Source organism: Arenibacter sp. ARW7G5Y1 (assembly GCF_003201775.1).
Taxonomy (GTDB): Bacteria; Bacteroidota; Bacteroidia; order Flavobacteriales; family Flavobacteriaceae; genus Arenibacter.
Window position 1 is genome coordinate 627,406 of record NZ_QJJZ01000001.1, and the last position, 21,371, is coordinate 648,776.

16 protein-coding genes and 1 tRNA gene are annotated in these 21,371 nt (G+C 40.7%); 14 read left to right on the forward strand and 3 right to left on the reverse strand.

The features are described 5' to 3' along the window. Position 1: 1 nt before the first annotated feature. The 5 genes from C7972_RS02600 to C7972_RS02620 all read left to right on the forward strand — a co-directional run bounded on the left by C7972_RS02600 (position 2) and on the right by C7972_RS02620 (position 7,171). Positions 2-1,312, forward strand: a complete 1,311-nt coding sequence (locus tag C7972_RS02600; protein WP_110354630.1) for a TolC family protein — start codon at positions 2-4, stop codon at positions 1,310-1,312. 109 nt (positions 1,313-1,421) lie between these two features. Next, positions 1,422-2,447 (forward strand): metallophosphoesterase, encoded by a 1,026-nt coding sequence (locus C7972_RS02605; RefSeq protein ID WP_110354806.1) that lies wholly within the window; start codon positions 1,422-1,424, stop codon positions 2,445-2,447. Between the two features lie 60 nt (positions 2,448-2,507). Further along, entirely contained in the window at positions 2,508-4,232 is a 1,725-nt protein-coding gene (locus tag C7972_RS02610; RefSeq protein ID WP_181422800.1) for an FAD-dependent oxidoreductase, read from the forward strand. A gap of 40 nt (positions 4,233-4,272) precedes the next feature. Beyond that, a complete protein-coding gene (locus C7972_RS02615; protein ID WP_220020849.1) occupies positions 4,273-5,943 on the forward strand; it encodes an FAD-dependent oxidoreductase in 1,671 nt (556 codons plus the stop codon). 67 nt (positions 5,944-6,010) lie between these two features. Further along, the gene (locus tag C7972_RS02620) at positions 6,011-7,171 is read left to right on the forward strand and encodes an exo-alpha-sialidase (protein WP_110354631.1); all 1,161 of its coding nucleotides are present in this window, start codon (positions 6,011-6,013) and stop codon (positions 7,169-7,171) included. A gap of 96 nt (positions 7,172-7,267) precedes the next feature. On the opposite strand, the gene C7972_RS02625 is transcribed toward C7972_RS02620, so the two are convergent. Continuing rightward, positions 7,268-7,340: transfer RNA gene (locus C7972_RS02625), tRNA-Phe, on the reverse strand. 101 nt (positions 7,341-7,441) lie between these two features. On the opposite strand from C7972_RS02625, the gene C7972_RS02630 reads away from it, so the two are divergent. The 7 genes from C7972_RS02630 to C7972_RS02660 all read left to right on the forward strand — a co-directional run bounded on the left by C7972_RS02630 (position 7,442) and on the right by C7972_RS02660 (position 15,159). Further along, complete coding sequence (locus tag C7972_RS02630; RefSeq protein WP_110354632.1) at positions 7,442-8,170, forward strand: type III pantothenate kinase; 729 nt, start codon at positions 7,442-7,444, stop codon at positions 8,168-8,170. Then, positions 8,171-9,433, forward strand: coding sequence for a hypothetical protein (locus tag C7972_RS02635; protein ID WP_110354633.1), 1,263 nt, complete (start codon positions 8,171-8,173; stop codon positions 9,431-9,433). It abuts the gene before it with no gap. Positions 9,434-9,471: 38 nt separating this feature from the next. Beyond that, positions 9,472-10,842 (forward strand): tetratricopeptide repeat protein, encoded by a 1,371-nt coding sequence (locus C7972_RS02640; RefSeq protein WP_110354634.1) that lies wholly within the window; start codon positions 9,472-9,474, stop codon positions 10,840-10,842. 1 nt (position 10,843) lies between these two features. Further along, positions 10,844-11,458 carry an LPS export ABC transporter periplasmic protein LptC gene (lptC, locus tag C7972_RS02645; protein ID WP_110354635.1) on the forward strand — a complete coding sequence of 205 codons (615 nt, stop codon included), beginning with the start codon at positions 10,844-10,846 and terminating at the stop codon, positions 11,456-11,458. Continuing rightward, positions 11,451-11,654: a hypothetical protein gene (locus C7972_RS02650; RefSeq protein WP_110354636.1), complete on the forward strand. Its 204-nt coding sequence runs from the start codon at positions 11,451-11,453 to the stop codon at positions 11,652-11,654. The genes lptC and C7972_RS02650 overlap by 8 nt, the downstream gene beginning before the upstream one ends. Positions 11,655-11,656: 2 nt before the next feature. Then, positions 11,657-12,949 carry a hemolysin family protein gene (locus C7972_RS02655; protein ID WP_110354637.1) on the forward strand — a complete coding sequence of 431 codons (1,293 nt, stop codon included), beginning with the start codon at positions 11,657-11,659 and terminating at the stop codon, positions 12,947-12,949. A 92-nt stretch (positions 12,950-13,041) separates the two neighbouring features. Beyond that, positions 13,042-15,159, forward strand: coding sequence for a SurA N-terminal domain-containing protein (locus C7972_RS02660; RefSeq protein ID WP_110354638.1), 2,118 nt, complete (start codon positions 13,042-13,044; stop codon positions 15,157-15,159). 114 nt (positions 15,160-15,273) lie between these two features. Here C7972_RS02660 and C7972_RS02665 read toward each other — a convergent pair whose 3' ends face one another. Together C7972_RS02665 and C7972_RS02670 are read right to left on the reverse strand one after the other, a co-directional pair. After that, a complete protein-coding gene (locus C7972_RS02665; RefSeq protein WP_110354639.1) occupies positions 15,274-16,200 on the reverse strand; it encodes a GYDIA family GHMP kinase in 927 nt (308 codons plus the stop codon). Further along, entirely contained in the window at positions 16,197-17,519 is a 1,323-nt protein-coding gene (locus C7972_RS02670) for a hydroxymethylglutaryl-CoA reductase, degradative (RefSeq protein ID WP_110354640.1), read from the reverse strand. Before C7972_RS02670 ends, C7972_RS02665 begins: the two co-directional genes overlap by 4 nt. 280 nt (positions 17,520-17,799) lie before the next feature. Between C7972_RS02670 and C7972_RS02675 the strand changes: the two genes are divergently transcribed. Further along, complete coding sequence (locus C7972_RS02675; protein WP_110354641.1) at positions 17,800-19,905, forward strand: S9 family peptidase; 2,106 nt, start codon at positions 17,800-17,802, stop codon at positions 19,903-19,905. 17 nt (positions 19,906-19,922) lie between these two features. After that, positions 19,923-21,284 carry a peptide MFS transporter gene (locus C7972_RS02680; protein ID WP_110354642.1) on the forward strand — a complete coding sequence of 454 codons (1,362 nt, stop codon included), beginning with the start codon at positions 19,923-19,925 and terminating at the stop codon, positions 21,282-21,284. The last annotated feature ends 87 nt before the right edge of the window (positions 21,285-21,371 follow it).

Genomic DNA, 21,371 nt, shown 5'->3' on the forward strand with positions numbered 1-21,371 from the left:
CATGAACAACTATAATTACGCCGCCATACTTTTTGCCTTCTTTGGTTTAACCAGTTTAATGGGTGCACAGGAGATTCTTAGGGTTGAGGAAGCCGTACAAATTGCATTGGAAAACAATTATCAAATTAAGATTGCGTCCAATGAACTACAAATAGATGGGATTTCTGTAAGTCCCGCCAATGCAGGGATGCTTCCTCAAGTTAAGCTTAATTTAACAGACAATAATAGCATTCAAAATCTGACTCAGACCCGGTCCGACGGAAACGTGGTGGAAAGGGATAATGCCAAGAACAATAGCCTCAACTATGGTGTGGCCATGGACTGGACGCTGTTTGATGGGCTAAGGATGTTCGCGGACTATGAGCAACTTAAGGAAACCCATAAATTAGGGGAGGCCCAATTAAAACAGGTTATTCTTAACAAGGTGGGTGAGGTTATGATTACTTATTTTGACCTGGTGCAGCAGAAACAGCAACTCATGGCATTGGATAGCACCATTATTATTTCGAAACAACGGGTTGATCTGGCATATAACCGTTTCACAATAGGAAAAGCTTCCAAGTTGGAGGTGTTGAATGCCCAGGTGGATCTAAATACGGATGAAACCTTGATGCAACGGCAGAAGGAATTATATGTGAATACAAAAGTTAAATTGAACCAGTATCTCGCCAGGGATTTGAAAATTGATTTTGAGGTAGTCACAGAAATTTTTGTAGACCAAGGATTGGTGTTGCCTGAACTGGAAACCCTAGTAGAGAAGGAAAATCCAGCTATACAAGTAGAATTGATCAATAAGAGAATCAGTGAATTGGAATTAAAACAGACCAAGGCCTTGCGTTACCCAACAATCTTTGCAAGCACTGGGTATAATTTTGGACGCTCGGAATCCAGTTTGGGATTTACTACAAGTTCAAATTCAAGAGGGTGGAACTATGGTTTTGGTGCAAGTCTAAATGTTTTTGACGGATTTAATCAAAATCGCAATGAGAAAATAGCCAAGATTCAAATTGAAAATGCGGAGGTGGCCATTGCCCAACGAAAACAGGAATTAATGTCCGTGGTAAACACTACCTATCAAACCTACCTGACCAATATTAGCCTAATTGAATTGGAAGGAAAAAATGAGGCAATTGCACAGGAGAATATGGAAATTACTGTGGAAAAATATAGAATCGGTATCATCCCAACCATTGAATTTAGGACGGCCCAATTAAATTATATCAATGCAAAGGTGCGCCATAGCAATGCCAAATTTCAGGCAAAGTTGTCAGAAATTATCCTAAAGCAGCTTGCAGGGAATTTAGTCTTATAATTTTCTTAAATTCGGGGGCCAGGGTTATTGGTCCTATTTTAACACAAGATTTGGGTTAAGTGGGGCGTCCTTGCTTATTTCGTTTTTTGTAAACAACAAACATGAACAGATGAAACGCCGATTATTTTTCAAAAATGCCGCCTCAGCATCCATTGGGTTGGGACTAACTAAGTATTCAACAAGTGGAACAACCACAAATTCCTCAGAAAAAGACATTCAGTTTTGTGTTACGGTAGAGGAAAACAAACTTCAGTTTTTTTCGGATGCCATTAAAGAGCCCGTAAAAATTGTACATATAGCCGACACCCATCTTTTTAGGGACGATGATCGCGGAATTCCATACAAGAGGTACAGTGGGCGTATGGCCAAAGCCTATAATCAGACCAAGCATTTTAAAACAGGGGAATTGATCAACCCTGAATTGGCATTTGAGGCAGCCTTGAATTTTGCTAAGGAGTCCCAAGCGGACTTAATTACCCTGATCGGTGATATTTTTAGTTTTCCATCCGAAGCAGCCATAGAATGGGTAACAGCTAAACTTAAAGAAGTGGATATTCCTTATATCTATGTTGCTGGCAATCATGATTGGCATTATGAGGGTATGGAAGGTCCATTGGAAGATTTAAGGGACACATGGATAAATAAAAGATTGCTTTCCTTGTATCAAGGCAATCATCCATTAATGGCGGCATATGATGTCAAAGGAATTCGATTCTTGGCCATTGACAATTCTACCTATCAAATAAGTAAGGAACAGTTGAATTTTTTTAAAGAACATGTTGCCAGCAATGTTCCTTTGATACTTTTGGTGCATATACCTATGTACGCTCCAGGGAAATCCATTGGTTTTGGATGCGGTAATCCGGATTGGGGAGCTTCTTCCGATAGAAATTTTGAGTTGGAAGGACGACTTAGGTGGCCAGAATCGGGACATTCCAAGACGACCTTTAATTTTCATAAGGCAGTGTTTTCGGCACCAAATCTCATGGGTATATTTTCAGGACATATTCATCGATTTTCATTGGAATCGCTAAAGGGAAAACCTCAAATAGTAAGCGATGATAATGCCAGTGGAGGATATTTGGATGTAAATTTTATGCCCTTGGAACCAAAGGATCGGTCTCTTATTTTTTAGGATTCAAATTATCGCAATTAAAGTTTTGAAGAGTGAATGTATAATAGTTAAAAAGAAAGAATGTTTGGAATCTATCATCAATTGAACGTAAAAAATTATGCTATTAGGTTAATCCTATGTTTGTCTTTGGGATTTGTGACTTTAATGGCAAATGGTCAGACCAAGAAATACGATATTGTTATTTATGGCGGAACTTCCGCAGGTGTAGCCGCTGCCCTGCAGAGTAGTAGAATGGGCAAGTCCGTAGTGCTTATAGAACCTACCAATCGTATAGGAGGTCTTACCACTGGGGGCCTTGGCCAGACAGATATTGGGAACAAGCAGGCCATTGGTGGGATTTCCAGGGAATTTTATGAGAACATCAAAAAATATTACGACAATCCCAAAAATTGGAAATGGGAGAGGAGATCGGAGTACAAGGACGGAGGTCAGACCCGTACCGAAGAGGGGGAACCGACCATGTGGACCTTTGAACCTTCGGCAGCTCTTGAAGTATATAGGGCCTTGATGGACAATGAGAAAATAAAAATGGTATACAACGAACGGTTGAACCGGGAAACGGGGGTCAAAAAAGTAGATGGCAAAATTGAGTCGATCACCATGGAAAGCGGCAAGACCTTTAAGGGGAAGGTGTTTTTGGACACCACTTATGAAGGGGATCTTATGGCTTCTGCCGGGGTTTCCTATGCCGTGGGCAGGGAAAGCAACGAGGAATATGGGGAGACCTTGAACGGGGTACAGGCCAACAGCATAAATACCTCCTTGACTGGGCTTGTTTCAAAAAATGCCTTCAACCACAATTTTATTCCCGGGGTGGATCCCTATGTCATAAAAGGGGATCCTACAAGTGGCCTTTTACCAAATGTCAATGAAAAACCGGGTTTGGAGGGCGAAGGCGATAAAAAGATTCAGGCCTACTGCTTTAGGATGTGCCTGACCGATCATCCGGAAAACCGCATCCCCTTCCAAAAGCCAGCAAATTATGATGAGGTCAATTATGAACTGCTTTTTCGTAATTACGAGGCCAGAAAGGGTCCCATTAGGGAGATGTATGGCTATGGGAGTTCGTTATTGCCTTGGATAAACTCAAGTATGCCCAATAGAAAAACGGATACGAACAACAAGTTTGGCTTTTCTACCGATTATATCGGCAGGAACTATGACTATCCAGAGGCCTCCTATGCGGAACGTGAAAAGATCATAGAGGAGCATAGGAACTACCAGATGGGGCTTATGTGGACTCTGGCCAATCATCCAAGAATTCCGGAAGAAGTGCGTGAAGAAGCTTCCAGATGGGGTACTACCAAGGATGAATTTGAAAGGGCCGATGGGTGGCAGCAACAACTTTATGTACGGGAAGCCAGGAGGATGATCAGTGATTACGTGATGACCCAAAAAAATTGTGAGGCATTGGTAGTGGCCGAGGATGCCATAGGATTGGCCGCCTATGGTATGGATTCCCATAATGTACAGCGATATGTGGATGCCAATGGTTTTGTTCAAAATGAGGGCAATGTAGAGGCACATGGCTTTAAGCCCTATCCCATTAGCTACAGGTCCTTGGTGCCCAAAAAGGAAGAATGTACCAACCTAATTGTACCGGTCTGTGTAAGTTCCACACACATTGCCTTTGGATCTATCCGTATGGAGCCGGTATTTATGGTCCTGGGGCAATCGGCGGCTACAGCAGCAGCTCTGGCCATAGATGGCAATACCCATGTTCAGGATGTGCGCTATGCCAAACTAAAGGAGCAACTCCTTAAAGATGGTCAAAGAATAAAATAAGTTGTAATTTCCCACTAGACCCAGTTCAACAACCAAAAAAATGAAGCAAAAAAGACAGCCTTTTAATTTTACCCTTATCCTGGTATTTGTTGGAATGATTGGACTCACAGGGTGCAAACAGTCCGTAGAAAAGAGTAGCACGGTAGCTACGGCAGATATCATTATTTACGGTGGTACTTCCGCGGCTATTTCCGCGGCGGTGGAAGCAAAGCGGTCCGGGAAATCGGTTGTTGTGGTGTCGCCCGATACCCATTTGGGGGGACTGTCCTCGGGTGGGCTGGGCTTTACCGACACAGGGGATAAGAGTGTTATAGGTGGGCTGGCCAGGGAGTTCTACCATAGGGTCTGGCAACATTACAATACGGAAGAGGCCTGGGTCTGGCAAGAAAAAGAGGAATATGGCAATAAGGGTCAAGGTACCCCTGCCATGGACGGGGAGAACAGGACCATGTGGATCTTTGAACCACATGTGGCGGAAAAGGTATTTGAGGAGTTGGTACGGGAAGAACAGATCAGGGTAGATCGTGATGAATGGTTGGATAGGGAAAACGGGGTAAAGATGAAGGATGGAAACATAGTTTCAATTACCACCCTATCAGGAAAAACGTATTCAGGTAAAATGTTCTTGGACACTACCTATGAAGGGGATCTAATGGCCGCAGCAGGCGTTAGTTATCATGTGGGCAGGGAAGGCAGGGAAGTTTATGGGGAAGAATGGAATGGGGTGCAGACCGGGGTCTTGCACCATAAGCATTGGTTCCGATCGGACATTTCCCCTTATGTAGTTCCAGGAGACCCTAGCAGTGGTCTTTTGCCCAAGGTGTCAGGAGAGAATCCTGGTGAAAGGCACAGCGGTGATGATAAGATCCAAGCCTATTGTTTTAGAATGTGTATGACAGATCATCCTGAAAATAGGATTCCTTTTCCAAAACCAGAAGATTACGATTCCTTGAATTATGAACTCCTGGCCCGGGTCTTGGAAACGGGAAGAAAGGATTGGTTCGAAAAGTTTGATCCCATACCAAACCACAAAACCGATACCAATAACCACGGTCCTTTTAGTAGTGATAACATTGGTATGAATTACGACTATCCGGAGGCCACTTATGAAAGAAGAAATGAGATCATAAAGGAGCATGAAAATTATCAAAAGGGATTGCTCTGGTTTGTTGCCAATGACCCTAGGGTACCGGAAGATATACGGACCGAAATGCAAAAATGGGGTTTGGCCAAGGATGAATTTATAGATAATGACCACTGGCCACATCAGATATATGTAAGGGAGGCCAGGCGTATGGTCGGGGAGTTTGTCATGACAGAGAAGGAGCTTTTAAAGAAAAGTCCCACTCCCAATCCGATCGGTTTGGGATCTTATACCATGGATTCACATAATGTACAACGCTATGTAACACCTGAGGGCTTTGTACAGAATGAAGGGGATATAGGGGTGGGGACCAATGGTCCTTACACCATTTCCTATGGATCTTTGGTGCCAAAGAAGGAAGAATGTAAGAACCTCCTGGTGCCGGTTTGCGTTTCTTCAAGCCATATCGCCTTTGGCTCTATTAGAATGGAACCTGTATTTATGATTTTGGGTCAATCGGCTGCTGCTGCGGCCGTGTTGGCAATTGATGAAAATACTGCTGTTCAGGATGTTGATTACCATAAGCTTAAAGACGTTTTGCAGGCTAAGGGTCAAATTGTGGAATGATGTTGTCTTATATTTATGGTAGTATAAAATTATAATAGTAATTTCTCCAAATTAATGAAATAACAAAATGACTTATTCCAAATTATTTTTAAAGCATGCCTCTATATTCGCTATTGTAGGTCTTCTGACATTTCCTCTTGCTTCCCAAACCCCAAAAGGGGAAAAAGAGGGAGGAAAAATGTTGAATTATATTTTTGAAGGAGGAAAAGAAGGTTATCAGTGTTTTCGGATTCCTGCGGTGGTCACTACGGTAAAGGGTGCTATCTTGGCTTTTGCGGAGGGTAGGAAAAATGGCTGTAGCGATACCGGAAGTATCGATTTGGTAATGAAGCGGTCAACAGATGGAGGTGAAACTTGGGGTAAATTGGAAGTACTGTGGCACGATGAAGGAAATACCTGCGGAAACCCTTCACCTGTAGTAGATCGTACAACAGGGGATATTTTTTTATTGTCTACCTGGAATTTGGGAGAAGACCATGAATCGGAAATTATAGCCCAAAAGAGCAAGGACACTCGTAGGGTATTTGTGCTAAAATCTGAAAATGACGGTAAGAGTTGGAGTAGGCCTGTGGAAATCACTACCGATGTAAAACTACCCAATTGGACATGGTATGCCACAGGACCAGGGTCGGGTATTCAAATTCTTGGAGGCAAGTATAAGGATAGGTTGGTGATAGCCAGTGATCATATTGAGGCGGTAACCAAAAAGTATTATTCACATACCATTTTTTCCGATGATCACGGTGCTACCTGGGAGTTGGGAGGAAGTACTCCCCTTGATCAGGTAAACGAATGTGAGGTAGTGGAACTTTCCGATCACAGACTCCTGCTCAATATGCGTAATTATGATCGGCAGATGAGCAGCAGACAACTTGCCTATAGCGATGACGGAGGGGAATCGTGGAAGGATATGTACCATCATGAGTCTTTGATAGAACCAATTTGTCAGGCCAGTACCTTGCGATTTGATTTTATGGGTCAGGTTTATATCCTTTTCGCCAATCCGGCCGATATTAAAAATAGAATAAATATGACGCTGAGGCTTAGTAGCGATGATGGAAAATCTTGGCCCATTGAAAAACAAATATTCCCAGGCCCTTCGGCTTATTCGGATTTAACAGCTAGGGATGGGGAATGTCTTGGTATTTTGTACGAAGGTGGGCGGGAAAGTGCCTATCAGGGAATCATATGGGAGACAGTAAATATAAGGGAACTCCTTGGGAAGTAATGTCCTTAAGGCAGATCTATTGGAGAGCAAAGGTTGACGAAAAGTTGAAAAAGACGATAAAATAAAAAAGCCCTTGATAATCAAGGGCTTTTGAGGTGGTGCCTCCAGGAATCGAACCAGGGACACATGGATTTTCAGTCCATTGCTCTACCAACTGAGCTAAGGCACCAAACGCTGTAAGCGGGTGCAAATATAAATTCAAATTTAGGATATACAAACAAAAATGAAAAAAAAGGCTTTTGTTTTTTTAAGTTTTTTGATCTTTACAGTATGAACTTGATTGTAGATGTGGGTAATACCCTAATAAAAATGGCGGTTTTCGATAGTGATAAAATCATTTCCTATCGAAAAATTCCAATGGCAGATTTTGCAAAAAATGTGAAATCAATTTTTTCCGAGTACTTTCTCATACAAAATGCCATTGTTTCCAACGTAGGAGCAATTGGCCATGAGGAAATAGCCATGTTATGCGTCTTTTGTAAAGTTCATGTCCTTAGTTCCACCTCCAAAACCCCTTTTAAAAATTCCTATGCCACTCCCCAGACCCTAGGTGTAGACCGGATTGCCCTGGCTACAGCAGCCTTTTATCATAACCCTAAAGGAAACACCTTGGTCATAGATGCGGGCACTTGTGTTACCTATGATGTAGTTAACGACTACGGAGAATATTTGGGCGGAGCCATATCACCGGGAATAACCATGAGATACAAGGCCATGCACGAACAAACTTCCAAATTGCCTTTGTTGAAAAAAAAAGCCATTGTGGATTTTATTGGAAACACTACTGAAACAAGCATGCATAGTGGTGTAGTCAACGGTATTTGCAATGAAATTGATGGGGTTATTGATCAATATCGGGGTAGATTTGTCAATTTAACAGTTATTTTAACAGGAGGTGATGCTCAATTTTTGTCAAAACGATTAAAAAATACCATATTTGCGCATTCTAAATTTCTCCTGTTGGGGTTATACCATTTGTTAGAATACAACAAGCGCTAGATGATCAAAAATATTATTATTGCAATTTTATGCATAACTTCGGTAAGCATATATGCTCAGAATAGTACTGCTTCCCCTTATTCCTATTTTGGTGTTGGGGATTTAAGGGCTACAGGCACAGTGGAGAATCAAATGATGGGCGGGTTGAGTGTTTATACGGATAGTATTCACATTAGCCTTAATAACCCCGCTGCATATAGTAAGCTGAGGTTGACGACCTATACTGCAGGGATGTCCCGAAAAAATTACAGGTTTGAAAGTAATGATCTAAAGGAAAATGCCTCTATCTCAAATTTGGACTATTTGTCTTTAGGGTTTAATCTGGGCAAGGGCTTTGGTTTTGGCTTTGGTATTATGCCCTACTCATCCGTAGGGTACAATTTTCAATCCGAAAGAACTTCTTCCCAAGGATCGGTATTGGAATCGTTTAACGGTGAAGGAGGGTTAAACCGGGTGTATATCTCTGTTGGATATGAACTTTTCAAAAACCTAAGTATAGGAGTTACCAGTAATTTTAATTTTGGGAACCAGAATACCAATAGCTATCAGACTATTGAAGATGTGCAGTTAGGGTCTTTCAATAGGATAGAATCTAGAATAAAGGGCTTCGACTTTAATTTTGGAGCTAGTTTTACACCGACCATCGACGAAAAACATACTCTTTTTACCAGCCTTGTAATAAACACCCAGGCCAATTTGGTTTCCGAAAATACTAGGACCATAGGTTCCTTTTCCACTGTTAGTGGTAGGGATATTGAAGTTTTGGAAGTGGATTTGGAAGCTCAGGGTTTGGCGCGTACAGGGGTGCAGATCCCAACCACCGCCACATTGGGGTTAGGTTATGGCCAGGATAGAAAGTGGTTCTTGGGGGCCGAGTACAGTTTTCAGGGATTGAGCTCTTTTGAGAACGAGCTTTCGCCTTCCAGTAATTTGGAATACAAAAATGCCCAGACCTACCGGCTTGGAGGATATTATATCCCCGATTACACTTCATTTACAAGTTATTTGAAAAGGGTTACCTATAGGGCCGGAGCAAAGGCCTCCAAATCGGGAATAGTGGTAGATAATAAGGAGATTAATGATTTTGGCATAACTTTTGGAATAGGTTTACCACTGGGACGTAATCTTTCAAATATTAACCTTGGCTTTGAACTTGGAAAAAGAGGAACCAAATATGGGGACTTGGTTGAGGAAAATTATTTCAAAGTTAATGTGGGCCTATCTTTAAACGATAAATGGTTCATACCGAGAAAAATTAATTAAAAATTATTACTTTAACCACCTTAAAAATAAACAGACAGATGAAAAAGAAACTCTACATCACAGCGATTGCCGCCATGGGATATGTGGGTTTAGGGCTTTCCCAAGCTCAAAATCCGGAGTGTATGACCAATCTTTCCATTTACACCGAACATGTGAAAGTTAAGAATTATGAGGCTGCCTATACACCATGGAAAATGGTATACGAAAATTGTCCTACCTTAAATTGGGCCAATATTTTATATGGGGAACGAATATTAAAGGATAGGTTAGGGAAATCTACCGGTGCAGATAAGACGGCCAATATCACGGCCTTAATAGAGTTATATGATAATAGGGCAAAATACTTCCCTGCCAAGACAGACCTTGCCGAGACCATTATAGATAAGGTTTTGTTGAAGTATGATGAAAAAATGATTACCGATGAGGAAATCTATACTCAACTAGACAAGGCTTTTACAGAGGATAAGGCAAATTTTAAAAACCCTAAAGCGCTATACTTATATTTCTCCAGCTTGGTAGATCTAAACAGTGCCGGTAAAAGGGATTTGGAGGAAGTTTTTGAGAAATATGACAATATTACCGAAAAAATTGAAGAAGAAAATGAAAAGCTTACAGAGGTTATAACGAAACTTCTTCCTAAAGAAGATGCGGGTACCTTGACTTCAAAAGAGAAAAAACAATTGAGCTCTTATAATAGTTATTCTGAAAGTTATGGTAAAATAGCTGAAAGTATTGATAGCAAATTGGGTGCTTTGGCCAATTGTGAAAACTTAATTCCTTTGTACAAAAAGAATTTTGAATCTAAAAAAGGAGATATAACCTGGATTAAGAGAGCTGTAGGAAGAATGTACAGTAAAGAGTGTACTGAAGATCCATTGTTCAAACAACTTTTTGAAGTGCAGTTGGCTTTGGAGCCATCAGCCAGTGCATATATGTATGGTGGGGCACTTAAGAATAATGCCGGTGATACCAGTGGGGCCATTGCAGATTTTAACAAGGCATTGGAGCTGGAAACCGATTCCAAGAAAAAATCCAACATCGCATATAAAATAGCTACTAGCTACAGAAGAGGTAGTAAGTCTACGGCTAGGAGTTATGCGCAAAAAGCAATAGATGCCAATCCTTCCAACGGTAAGGCTTATTTGTTGATTGCCAGTTTGTATGCCAGTAGTGCCAATGAATGTGGTAGTACCCCTTTCGAGAAAAGGGCTATCTACTGGAAGGCTGAAGATTTGGCCCGACAGGCAGGTCGTGTGGATCCGGCCCTAAGTGGCAGGGCAAGTCAGGCTGCTGCAAGTTACAGAGCCAAGGCACCGTCCAAAACGGATATATTTAACTCCGGTATGGCCGGTAAAACAGTAAGTTTCTCATGTTGGGTAGGTGGTAGTGTAAAAGTGCCCAACCTATAAGATGAAAAAAAGAAATTTATATAATTTAAGGAGCATTGCCATAGTTTTATCTATGGCAATGCTTTTTTTTTCCTGTGCCGATAATTATAAGAGAGTTGGGGACGAGGCAATTAAAAAGATATTTCCAAGTGCGGTTGCTGAGGACTTTACCCTAACTTATACGGAGACCGATGAGCTTGAAAAAAATGAAGGGGTAGTTGCCGCACATATTGTTGCCGTGTTAAAAAGCCCGGTCAGCAATGAGTTTGATAACCAGCCTTTTCCCTATACAACATTTCCCGAGGGACTTGTTTTGGAGTTTTTTGACGAAAAAGGTGAAAAGAGTACGGTTACGGCAGATTATGGAATTATTTATTCCAGTACTAATTTAATAGATTTGCAAGGTAATGTGGTGATGGAATCCAGTGATGGTAAAAAACTGGAAGCACCACAATTATATTGGGATAGGGCCAATGATTGGATTTTTACCCAGCGGAAATTTAAATACACCAATCCAGAGGAAGGAACCATAATGGATGGCGAGGGAATGGACTTTAATAGGAATTTTACCTTTTTTAATGCCAATAAGACCTATGGATATATGAGTATAAAAGAAAAGAAGATAGAAAATGATTAAGATTTTAAGATATACGGAGTACCTTTATTTGGCTGTGGCCGTAGTTTCCATTTTTGAAATTTACGAACAGTGGAACATAGATAGGCAAAGGGCTTATTTATTTGTTTTCTTTGCGATAGTTTCTATAGGGATGTTCATTTTTAAAAAAACCTACAGGAAAAGGTTCGAGGAGCGTCAAAAAAACAATAAACAATAATCTTGGAGGCATATAGTGTCATTATCATTGTTATTTCATTACTGTTTTCGGCCTTTTTCTCAGGAATGGAAATAGCCTTTATTTCTGCGAATAAAATTCATATAGAAATAGAAAAAAAACAGGAAGGCTTTATGCCTAAGGTGCTGACCCGCCTTACCAAAAAACCTTCCAAGTTTATTGCTACCATGCTTATTGGCAACAATATAGCCTTGGTGGTCTACGGACTTTTTATGGGAGACCTGCTTATGAACCTATTTGCAGGAATCGAGGCGGATCCAAGTGGATTCTTAAGTTTAATGCTTACGGATTTCAGCTTGGTGACCCAAACCGTTATCTCTACTTTGATTATTTTATTGACGGCCGAGTTTTTGCCCAAGGTGTTATTTCAGATTTATAGTAACACCATGCTCAGGATATTGGCAATTCCCGCCTATATTTTTTATGTATTATTCTCTGTAATTTCGGATTTCGTTATTTGGATTTCCGATATAATTCTTAAAGTGCTCTTTAAAACAGATGGGGATGAGGTGCAATTGGCGTTTAGTAAAATAGAATTGGGAGATTATATTACCGAACAAATGGAGGCTGTGGAGAAGGAAGATGAGGTGGATTCTGAAATACAGATTTTCCAAAATGCCTTGGAGTTTTCTGGAGTTAAGGCCAGGGAGGTAATGGTGCCAAGAACCGAGATTGCGGCAGTGGAACTTCATGAGACCCCTAAAAATTTGGCAAAACTTTTTACGGAAACAGGCTACTCCAAAATTCTTGTATTCAAGGATACCATAGACAACATTATTGGTTATGTGCATTCCTATGAGCTTTTTAAGAAACCCAAAACCATAAAAAGTATCCTGCTGCCAGTGGAGTTTGTGCCGGAAACAATGCTCATCAATGATATTCTTAATATTTTGACCAAAAAAAGGAAAAGCATCGCGGTGGTTCTGGATGAGTATGGCGGTACTTCTGGGGTAATGACGGTCGAGGATATCGTGGAGGTACTTTTCGGCGACATAGAGGATGAACATGATACCACCGATTTGTATGAGGAGCAGATAAATCAAAACTCCTATAAGTTTTCGGGGAGGTTGGAAGTGGATTATATTAATGAACAATACAAATTGGAGCTTCCGGAAAGTGATGAGTACGAAACCTTGGGGGGGTTGATCATTAATGAAACGGGCGAGATCCCAGAGAAAAACTCAGAGATTAAGGTTGGTAATTTTCTTTTTGCAGTGTTGGAGGTTTCAAGTAATAAAATAGATATGGTATCCTTGATGGTGCTTGATGATGAATAGGTATTTAAGGTTTTTTTAGTTTTTATTATTTCAAAAGAAAGTAGTAATTTCGCCTCCCGATAGTAACGGGATAAATATAAACAATTTACATAATGGCAATTTTAGAGAATATAAGGAAACGAACTACCGTTTTAATTTTAATTATTGGTTTGGCTTTGTTCGCATTCGTAATTTCAGGGGTGTTTAGCAGCAATGACATGGGTGGTGGAAAGGTTGGTTCTTCCGTAGCCGAGATCAATGGGGATGAAATTTCCATAGATCAATTTAGAAGGAATGTGGAGGCGTATTCTAGAATGGCCGGTCCTACTGCTTCTTCCATGCAATTGGTCAATCAAGTATGGGATAGGGAAGTGAGAAATACCATTCTTGACCAACAATTTGAGGAGTTGGGTATTAATATTGAACAGGATCAGATAATAAATTATATTAAGACCATTCCTTCCTATGTTCAAAATCCCGAATTTCATAATGCCAGCGGTGTTTTCGATGAAAACAAGTTTAGGGAATCCGTAGCCGATTGGAAGGCAAACAATCCAGGTCGCTACGCTTTGTGGTTACAGGATGAACAGGCCATTATACAGAATGCCAAGGAACAGACTTATTTTAACCTTATAAAAGCAGGTGTTGGTTCCACCTTGAAAGAAGGGGAATTGGATTATAAGTTGGCCAATGATAAAGTGGATATTAAGTATGTGCGCGTACCTTTTACCTCCATTCCGGATTCATCCATAGCGGTTACCAAGAAAGAGATAGAAGCGTATATCAATGATCACAAAAAGGATTATAAACAAGACAAGGCCAGAGATCTTGAATTTGTCTATTTCGAGGAAAAAGCTTCTTTGGAAGATGAAAATGCTGTAAAGGAGGAAATTACAAAACTTTTGGAGGACCGCGTTGAGTACAATGCTCAAAAGGATACCAACGATACCATTAAAGGTTTCAGGAATACTACGGATATGGTTGCCTTTTTGGACAGAAATTCGGATCTAAAATACGATACCATTTATAAGGCTAAGAAAGATCTGCCTGCTAAATTTGCGGATACCCTTATGTCCTTGGAAAAGGGAGATATATTTGGGACTTATCGCGATGGGGATTACTTTAAGGTATCCAAAATGATGGATAGAAAGGCAAATGGTACGGTAAAATCCAGTCATATCCTAATATCTTATGTAGGCGCTCAACGTGCCAATCCGGAGGTTACCCGAACCAAGGAGGATGCTGAGAAAAAAGCTAAGGAATTGTTGAGGGAGGCAAAGCGGACCGGAACTGTTTTTGCAGAATTGGCCAGGGATAATTCGGACGGACCTTCCGCCCCTCAGGGCGGCGACCTTGGATATAACCAGGAAGGTGTAATGGTAGCACCGTTTAACGACTTCACATTTAGTAATCCGGTTGGAGCCATAGGTATGGTTGAGACGGATTTTGGGTTTCATATCGTTAAGATAGATGACAAACAGGATATTGTTAGAATAGCCACTTTGGCAAGGGAAATTGAACCATCCGAAGAAACTATCAATACTTTGTTCACCGAGGCAACCAAATTTGAAATGGAAACCACCTCCGATAAGGATTTTGCGGTGGCTGCCAAAGAAAGTAACTTCGTGGTTAGGCCGGTAAATAAAATTAAGGAGATGGATGAAAACCTGCCAGGACTTTCGGCCCAACGTGCCATCGTCCAATGGGCTTTTAACGAAGACACCAAGTTGGGCGAGGTTAAAAGGTTCAACATAAATAACGGATATGCCGTTGTGAGGCTGACTGCAAAATACGCAGAAGGATTGATGAGTGTGGAAGACGCTTCGGCTTTAGTGCTTCCAAAATTGAGAAAGGAAAAAAAGGCGGCACAGATCATAGAAGCCAATAAGGGTAAAACTATGGATGAATTCGCCAAGGATAATAATGTTATAGCTTCTACAGCTTCTGCATTGACCATGAAATCCCCTATCATACCAGGTGCGGGATCGGAAGCTTTTGTTGTTGGTACTGCCTTTGCTATGGAGCAAGGAGCTACCTCTGGTTTAATCAAGGGGGATAGTGGCGTATATATGCTAACGGTTACCAAAAAAGAAGAAGCGGCCAAATTGGATAATTACAGCACTTATGCCAATAATTTACAGGCAGGTGCTGCGGGTAGAGTAAATTTTGCTGTATACAATGCCTTAAAGGAATCTTCGGTTATAGAGGATAAAAGAGCAATTTTTTATTAGTATGGCGAAAGTTCTTCATAAAACGATAAAGCCTCCCACATATGGGAGGCTTTATCGTTTTGGTAGTTTGGTTTCATTTCAATGGGAACAATCTTGTACCTTAATTCTTTAGGCCTATTTTACCATTTTTGAATAGGGAATAACGGTGTTATATCCCTTTTCCCTAAAGTAATCTGGAGCGGTCTTGTTGCCTGTTGCCAAAATAAAATCCCCGCCCCAGGCTCCCAAACTCTTTATGGCCCCCTTGTAATCAGGAAACAATCGTTCTTTTACCATGGGCATTCCAAGGATTTCACTTAAGATTAGTTCGTGTTTTTTAATTAGTTTATCAAATTGGGACAGCCGGGTACAGGTTAACATTCTTTGGGTAATACTATTAATCTGGGATATTGTGGAAAAGCGGTTGAATTCCTTCTTGCGATATTGGACAATACCCTCCCTGCTGTTTTGTTTTTGATTTAGATAAACAAAGTACAGATTGTTTTTAAACGGAGGGTTAAAGGTTGCTGACTGTACAATAGGAGTCTTGTTCTTTAATTGGTAAGTTATGGGCGAACTGTTTTGTGCACAGGCAATGTCGTAACCACTACCGGAAAAGGCATTCCAAAGTAGGGTGTAAGCATCGATTTGGGCCCATTGGGCAATGTTGTTGATCAAGGTGGATGACGACCCCAAACCCCATTGTCTTGGAAAGTTCAAGGCCGTGGAAACCTCATAACCTTGGTCGGCGCTTAAAAATTTGGGGTTCAATTTTCTGGCTTCCGTAAGAATTTTATTAAGGGTGCCCGAAATATCCAAGGCCTCTTTGGAAACGACATTTTGTGAAATTGGGTGCAAACCCTCCAATTCATATATGCTTTCAAACCAAGGCTTGCCCTTTTCGTCCAAACTTTTCCATGTCAACAGATTGTTGTCTCCAATCTCTTTTACGGAAAGGGATTGTCCGTATAGAGTGGGTACCGCCAAACTTTGGGCACCATCCAAGACCAGATACTCTGCGGTAATCAATAGTTTTCCGTTACTGTAATATTGTTTTGTCATCTTTTGTTTCTCAGCTCTTCAAAGGCTTCCACTACCGCGCTATGGGAGGCTGTATGCCTTTTAAAATAGTCTACCAAGCTTAATTTCTCATCTTCCGTTGCGCCCAATTGATTCAATATATTCAATAAATGCATTTTCATATGCCCTTGTTGTATACCCGTGGTTACCAAAGAGCGTACCGCACCAAAGTTTTGGGCGAGTCCGGCAACGGCTATAATTTGCATTAGTTCTTTTGCGCTAGGATTTTGTAAAATTTCCAAGGCAAGTTTTACCAATGGATGCAATCTGGTTAGGCCACCCACCGTTCCTAGGGCCATGGGAATTTCTATCCAGAATCTAAATATTCCGTTTTCTATACTGGCGTGTGTAAGACTGGTATAGCGCCCATCTTTGGAAGCATAGGCATGTGCTCCTGCTTCTACTGCCCTAAAATCGTTTCCTGTAGCCAAAACTACGGCATCAATTCCATTCATGATCCCTTTGTTATGGGTTACGGCCCTGTAGGGCTCCACTTTGGCAATATTAACGGCACGGACCATTTTTTTCGCAAAATCTTCTGTGGTAATTCCATGGTGGCCTTTTAAGTCGGAAACTGGACAACTAACCTCTGCCCGTACCACACAATTGGGGATATAGTTGGAAAGAATGCTCATGACTATTTCGATATCCTTCTCGCCATCGGAAAAGGGACCATATTGCTGTGCTTCCTCCTTTAGGCATTGAGCGAACCCTTCCAAACAGGAGTTTATGAAATTTGCCCCCATGGCATCCAAGGTTTCAAAAGTGCAATGTAATTGGAAATAGTTATCCAGTTCGGATGTTTTATCCCGTAATTCAATATTCTTGATTCCACCGCCTCGTTTTTCCATGTTTTTAACAATGGGAGCAACACTGCTGATCAATCTTGGCCTTACATGCTTGAAAAATTTGGTGAGTTTTTCTATATCGCCCTGGTACATAAAATGTACTTGACCTACTTTTTCCGTTCCCAGAACGGTAGTCTTAAAGCCCCCACGGGTCTGCCAAAACTTGGCTGCCTTACTGGCTGCTGCAACAACGGAACTTTCCTCAATGGCCATGGGGATGGCGTAAAGCTTATTGTTTATGAGAAAATTGGGGGCAATGCCCAGTGGTAAATAAAAGTTGGTGATGGTATTTTCAATAAATTCATCATGTAAATTCTGTAATTTATCATCCTCGTTCCAATATTGTTTTAGAACGGCAATTGTTTCTTTGGGATGTTGGGTATAATGTTGGGCAATCCAGTTAATTTTGTCCTCTTTGGTCAGCTTGGAAAATCCTTCTATAGGTTTGGTCATTAGGCTTGCGATTTCTTTGTGTAAAGATAGTAATATGGCGTCAATCCACTATACATCTTAAAATAGGTTTCAAAAGGTTAAAAAATGTTATTTTTTTACTGGTAAGTCATTTTCTTTGTGGATTTTTTAGTAAACTTGAAGATTTGAATAAATTTTTGAAAATACTGAAATTATTATTGATGTATTTCAGTAATAATAAATCCAATAAACCTTTGTTTTTGTGAGAAAACCCCCCTTACTATTGCCAATAGTATTTTTTTTGTGTCATTTTTCAGTGCTGATGGCTCAAAACAAACAGCTGTCCCTGCAGGAAATTTATGATGGTACTTTTAGTGTAAAGGGTTTGGATAGATTGCGGTCCTTGAAAAATGGGAAACAATACACCATTTTAAATGTGGATAAGGCAACAGCCACCTCGTCTATAGAAATATATGATTACAAAACCCAAAAAAAGCGTGAAACAATAGTTTCATCCTCAAGTTCGGTACCATATTTTATGTCGTACGAATTTAGTGAAGATGAATCCAAATTATTGTTGGCCACGGCCATTGAGCCTATCTTCAGACGATCTACTTTAAGGATTTACTATGTATACGACCTCAAAACCAAAGATATCTCCGCTGTATCAAGTTCCAAAATCCAGGAACCGTCCTTTTCTCCTGATGGAGGCAAGCTTGCCTATGTAAAGAACAATAATATCTATGTTTGGGATATAGCCACCGATAGTACCACCCAACTTACTAGGGATGGGATAAAAAATAGGATTATCAATGGGATAACGGATTGGGTCTACGAGGAGGAGTTTGCCTTTGTAAGGGCTTTTGAGTGGAATGCCGATGGTTCTAAATTGGCATTCATAAAATTTGATGAATCCAAAGGCCCGGAATTTTCAATGGACGTTTACGGTTCCGAACTTTACCAGTCCCAAACTGTGTTCAAGTATCCAAAGGCCGGGGAAAATAATTCAGAAGTCTCCCTACATATTGTGGATATGGACACTTACCAAATTACCCGTGCTGATTTAGACGATCCGTATTATATAGCTAGAATTCAATGGACGAAGGATCCCCATTTTCTTAGCGTCCAGGTTTTGAACCGTCACCAGAATCAATTAAGGCTATTTACGGTAAGTACAATAAATAATACCAGCAGTCTTTTGTTGGAAGAAACCGATGATGCTTATGTCACTGTTACGGACGATCTAACATTTTTGGCCGATGACAGCTTTGTTTGGACGAGTGAGAAGGATGGGTATAAGCACATTTACCTGTATGATGCAGTGGGCAATTTAAAAAATCAGGTTACCAAAGGTCCATGGGAGGTGACCAAGTTTTATGGTTACGACCCAAAGAAAGATCTAATTTATTATCAATCCACGGAAAATGGATCAATGAATCGGGATGTGTATAGCGTGGGTAGCGATGGAGGGGGTAAAAGGCGTCTGACCACCAAATTGGGATGGAATGTCGCCGATTTTAGCGCCGATTTCACCTATTTCATCAATACCTACTCCAGTGCTGCCAATCCCCCTGAATATGCGTTACATAATTCTATGAACGGAAAAAAAATTAAGGATATTTTATTTAATCGGCAGCTAATTTCTAAATTGGAGAATTATAGTATAAATCCAAAAGAATTTTCTACCATTGCCATTAATGGCAATGACTTGAATATGTGGATGATAAAACCTAAAGATTTTGATGTAAGCAAAAAATACCCATTATTTATGACCCAATACAGTGGGCCGGGGTCGCAACAGGTGTCCAATAGTTGGCTGAACACCAACGATTATTGGTATCAAATGTTGGCCAATGAAGGGTATATTGTGGTTTGTGTAGATGGCAGGGGAACGGGATATAAAGGATCGGCCTTTAAAAAGGTAACCTATTTGGAACTGGGAAAATATGAGGTAGAAGACCAAATAGCAGCAGCTAAAAAATTAAGTGAACTGCCTTATATCGATGAATCAAGGACGGGAATTTGGGGTTGGAGTTATGGTGGATTTATGTCTACCAATTGTTTGTTAAAAGGAAATGATACCTTTGAAATGGCCATTGCAGTGGCACCGGTAACCTCATGGAGGTTCTATGATTCCATTTATACAGAGCGTTTTATGCGCACGCCCCAGGAAAACCCCAGTGGTTATGATGAAAATTCCCCTTTTAATTATCCAGAGCTTTTAAAGGGTAAGTATTTATTGGTTCATGGTACAGCAGATGACAACGTACATCTGCAAAATTCAATGCGGATGGTAACGGCATTGGTACAGGCCAATAAGCAGTTTGATTGGGCCATATATCCCGATAAAAATCACAGTATAAAAGGTGGTAACACCCGCCTGCACCTGTACACGAAAATGACCAATTTTATAAAAGAAAATCTATAATTCATATCTCTTATCTTATGCAGACAACGGTTAAACAAGCACATCAAAAGGAATTATTCGGCCATCCGGTTGGACTTTACATCTTATTCTTTACTGAAATGTGGGAACGATTCTCCTATTATGGGATGCGGGCAATTTTGGTATTATATTTAATTACGGAGACAACGAATAGGAACCCAGGTTTGGGTTGGACCAATATAGAGGCTCTTTCACTTTATGGTTGGTACACTATGTCGGTCTTTGTGGCGTCTATTCCAGGGGGCATTATTGCGGATAGAATACTGGGACAAAAGAAGGCGGTAATTGTAGGTGCGGTGCTATTGGTGATAGGTCACAGTGTATTGGCCATTGAACAGATGTGGGCCTTTTATACGGGACTTGGTTTTATTGTAGCCGGTGTGGGTATGCTAAAGCCGAACATATCTACCATGGTGGGCGGACTTTATCCTAAAGGTGATATTAGAAGGGATAAGGGGTTTACCATATTTTATATCGGTATAAATATAGGTGCATTCCTTTCCAGTTTAATTGTTGGTTATGTAGGAGAGGTGTATGGTTGGCATTATGGATTCGGATTGGCCGGTATTTGTATGCTTTTGGGACTAATACAGTTTGTTCTTGGCCAGAAATACCTGGTGGGTGTGGGCGACTTTCTTGGGAAATCTGCCAATGTGGAAGATCAAGAGGCTTTAACGAGACCACTTAATAAAACAGAAAAGGACAGGGTAATTGTTTTGATCCTCTCTTTCTTAATGGTAATCGTATTTTTTGGAGCGTTTGAACAAGCAGGTGGATTAATGAATATCTATGCTTCGGAGAAAACCAATAGAATGTTGATGGGTTGGGAGGTGCCTGCTTCATGGTTCCAATCTCTTAACGCCTTCTTTATTATTGTGTTAGGAGCCCTGGTGGCCAATTTCTGGGCGGGTCGTAAATTGAAGGGAAAGGAAGCGTCTTCCCTTTTTAAAATGATCGTTGGACTGATTATTATGGGCACTGGATTTTTATTTATGACGGCGGCAACTGCCCAGTTTGAAAGTTCTGGATCTTCTGCCATGTATTGGTTGGTGCTGGCGTATTTGTTCCATACTGTGGGCGAGTTGAGCCTGTCTCCAGTTTCGCTGTCGTTTGTAACCAAATTGGCTCCTGCCAAATATGCTTCCTTGATGATGGGCCTATATTTTGCAACAACAGGTTTTGGAAATAAATTGGCGGGATTGCTGGGAGAATCCGCTTCACATCTTGGAGAGTATACGGTATTTACAGGAATTGCCATTTTCTGTATTCTTTTCGGATTGCTTATTAGGGTTTTCTTGAAAAAATTGAAGGCGTTGACACATGGTGCAGAAGATAATGAGAAGAGAATTGTACACGAATAACATAAATCGCCAAATTGTATTTTGATCTTTTGGGTTTTTGAATAGAGGGATAAGGTTGTTGTATTGTTCAATACAGCTGTAAGTTGT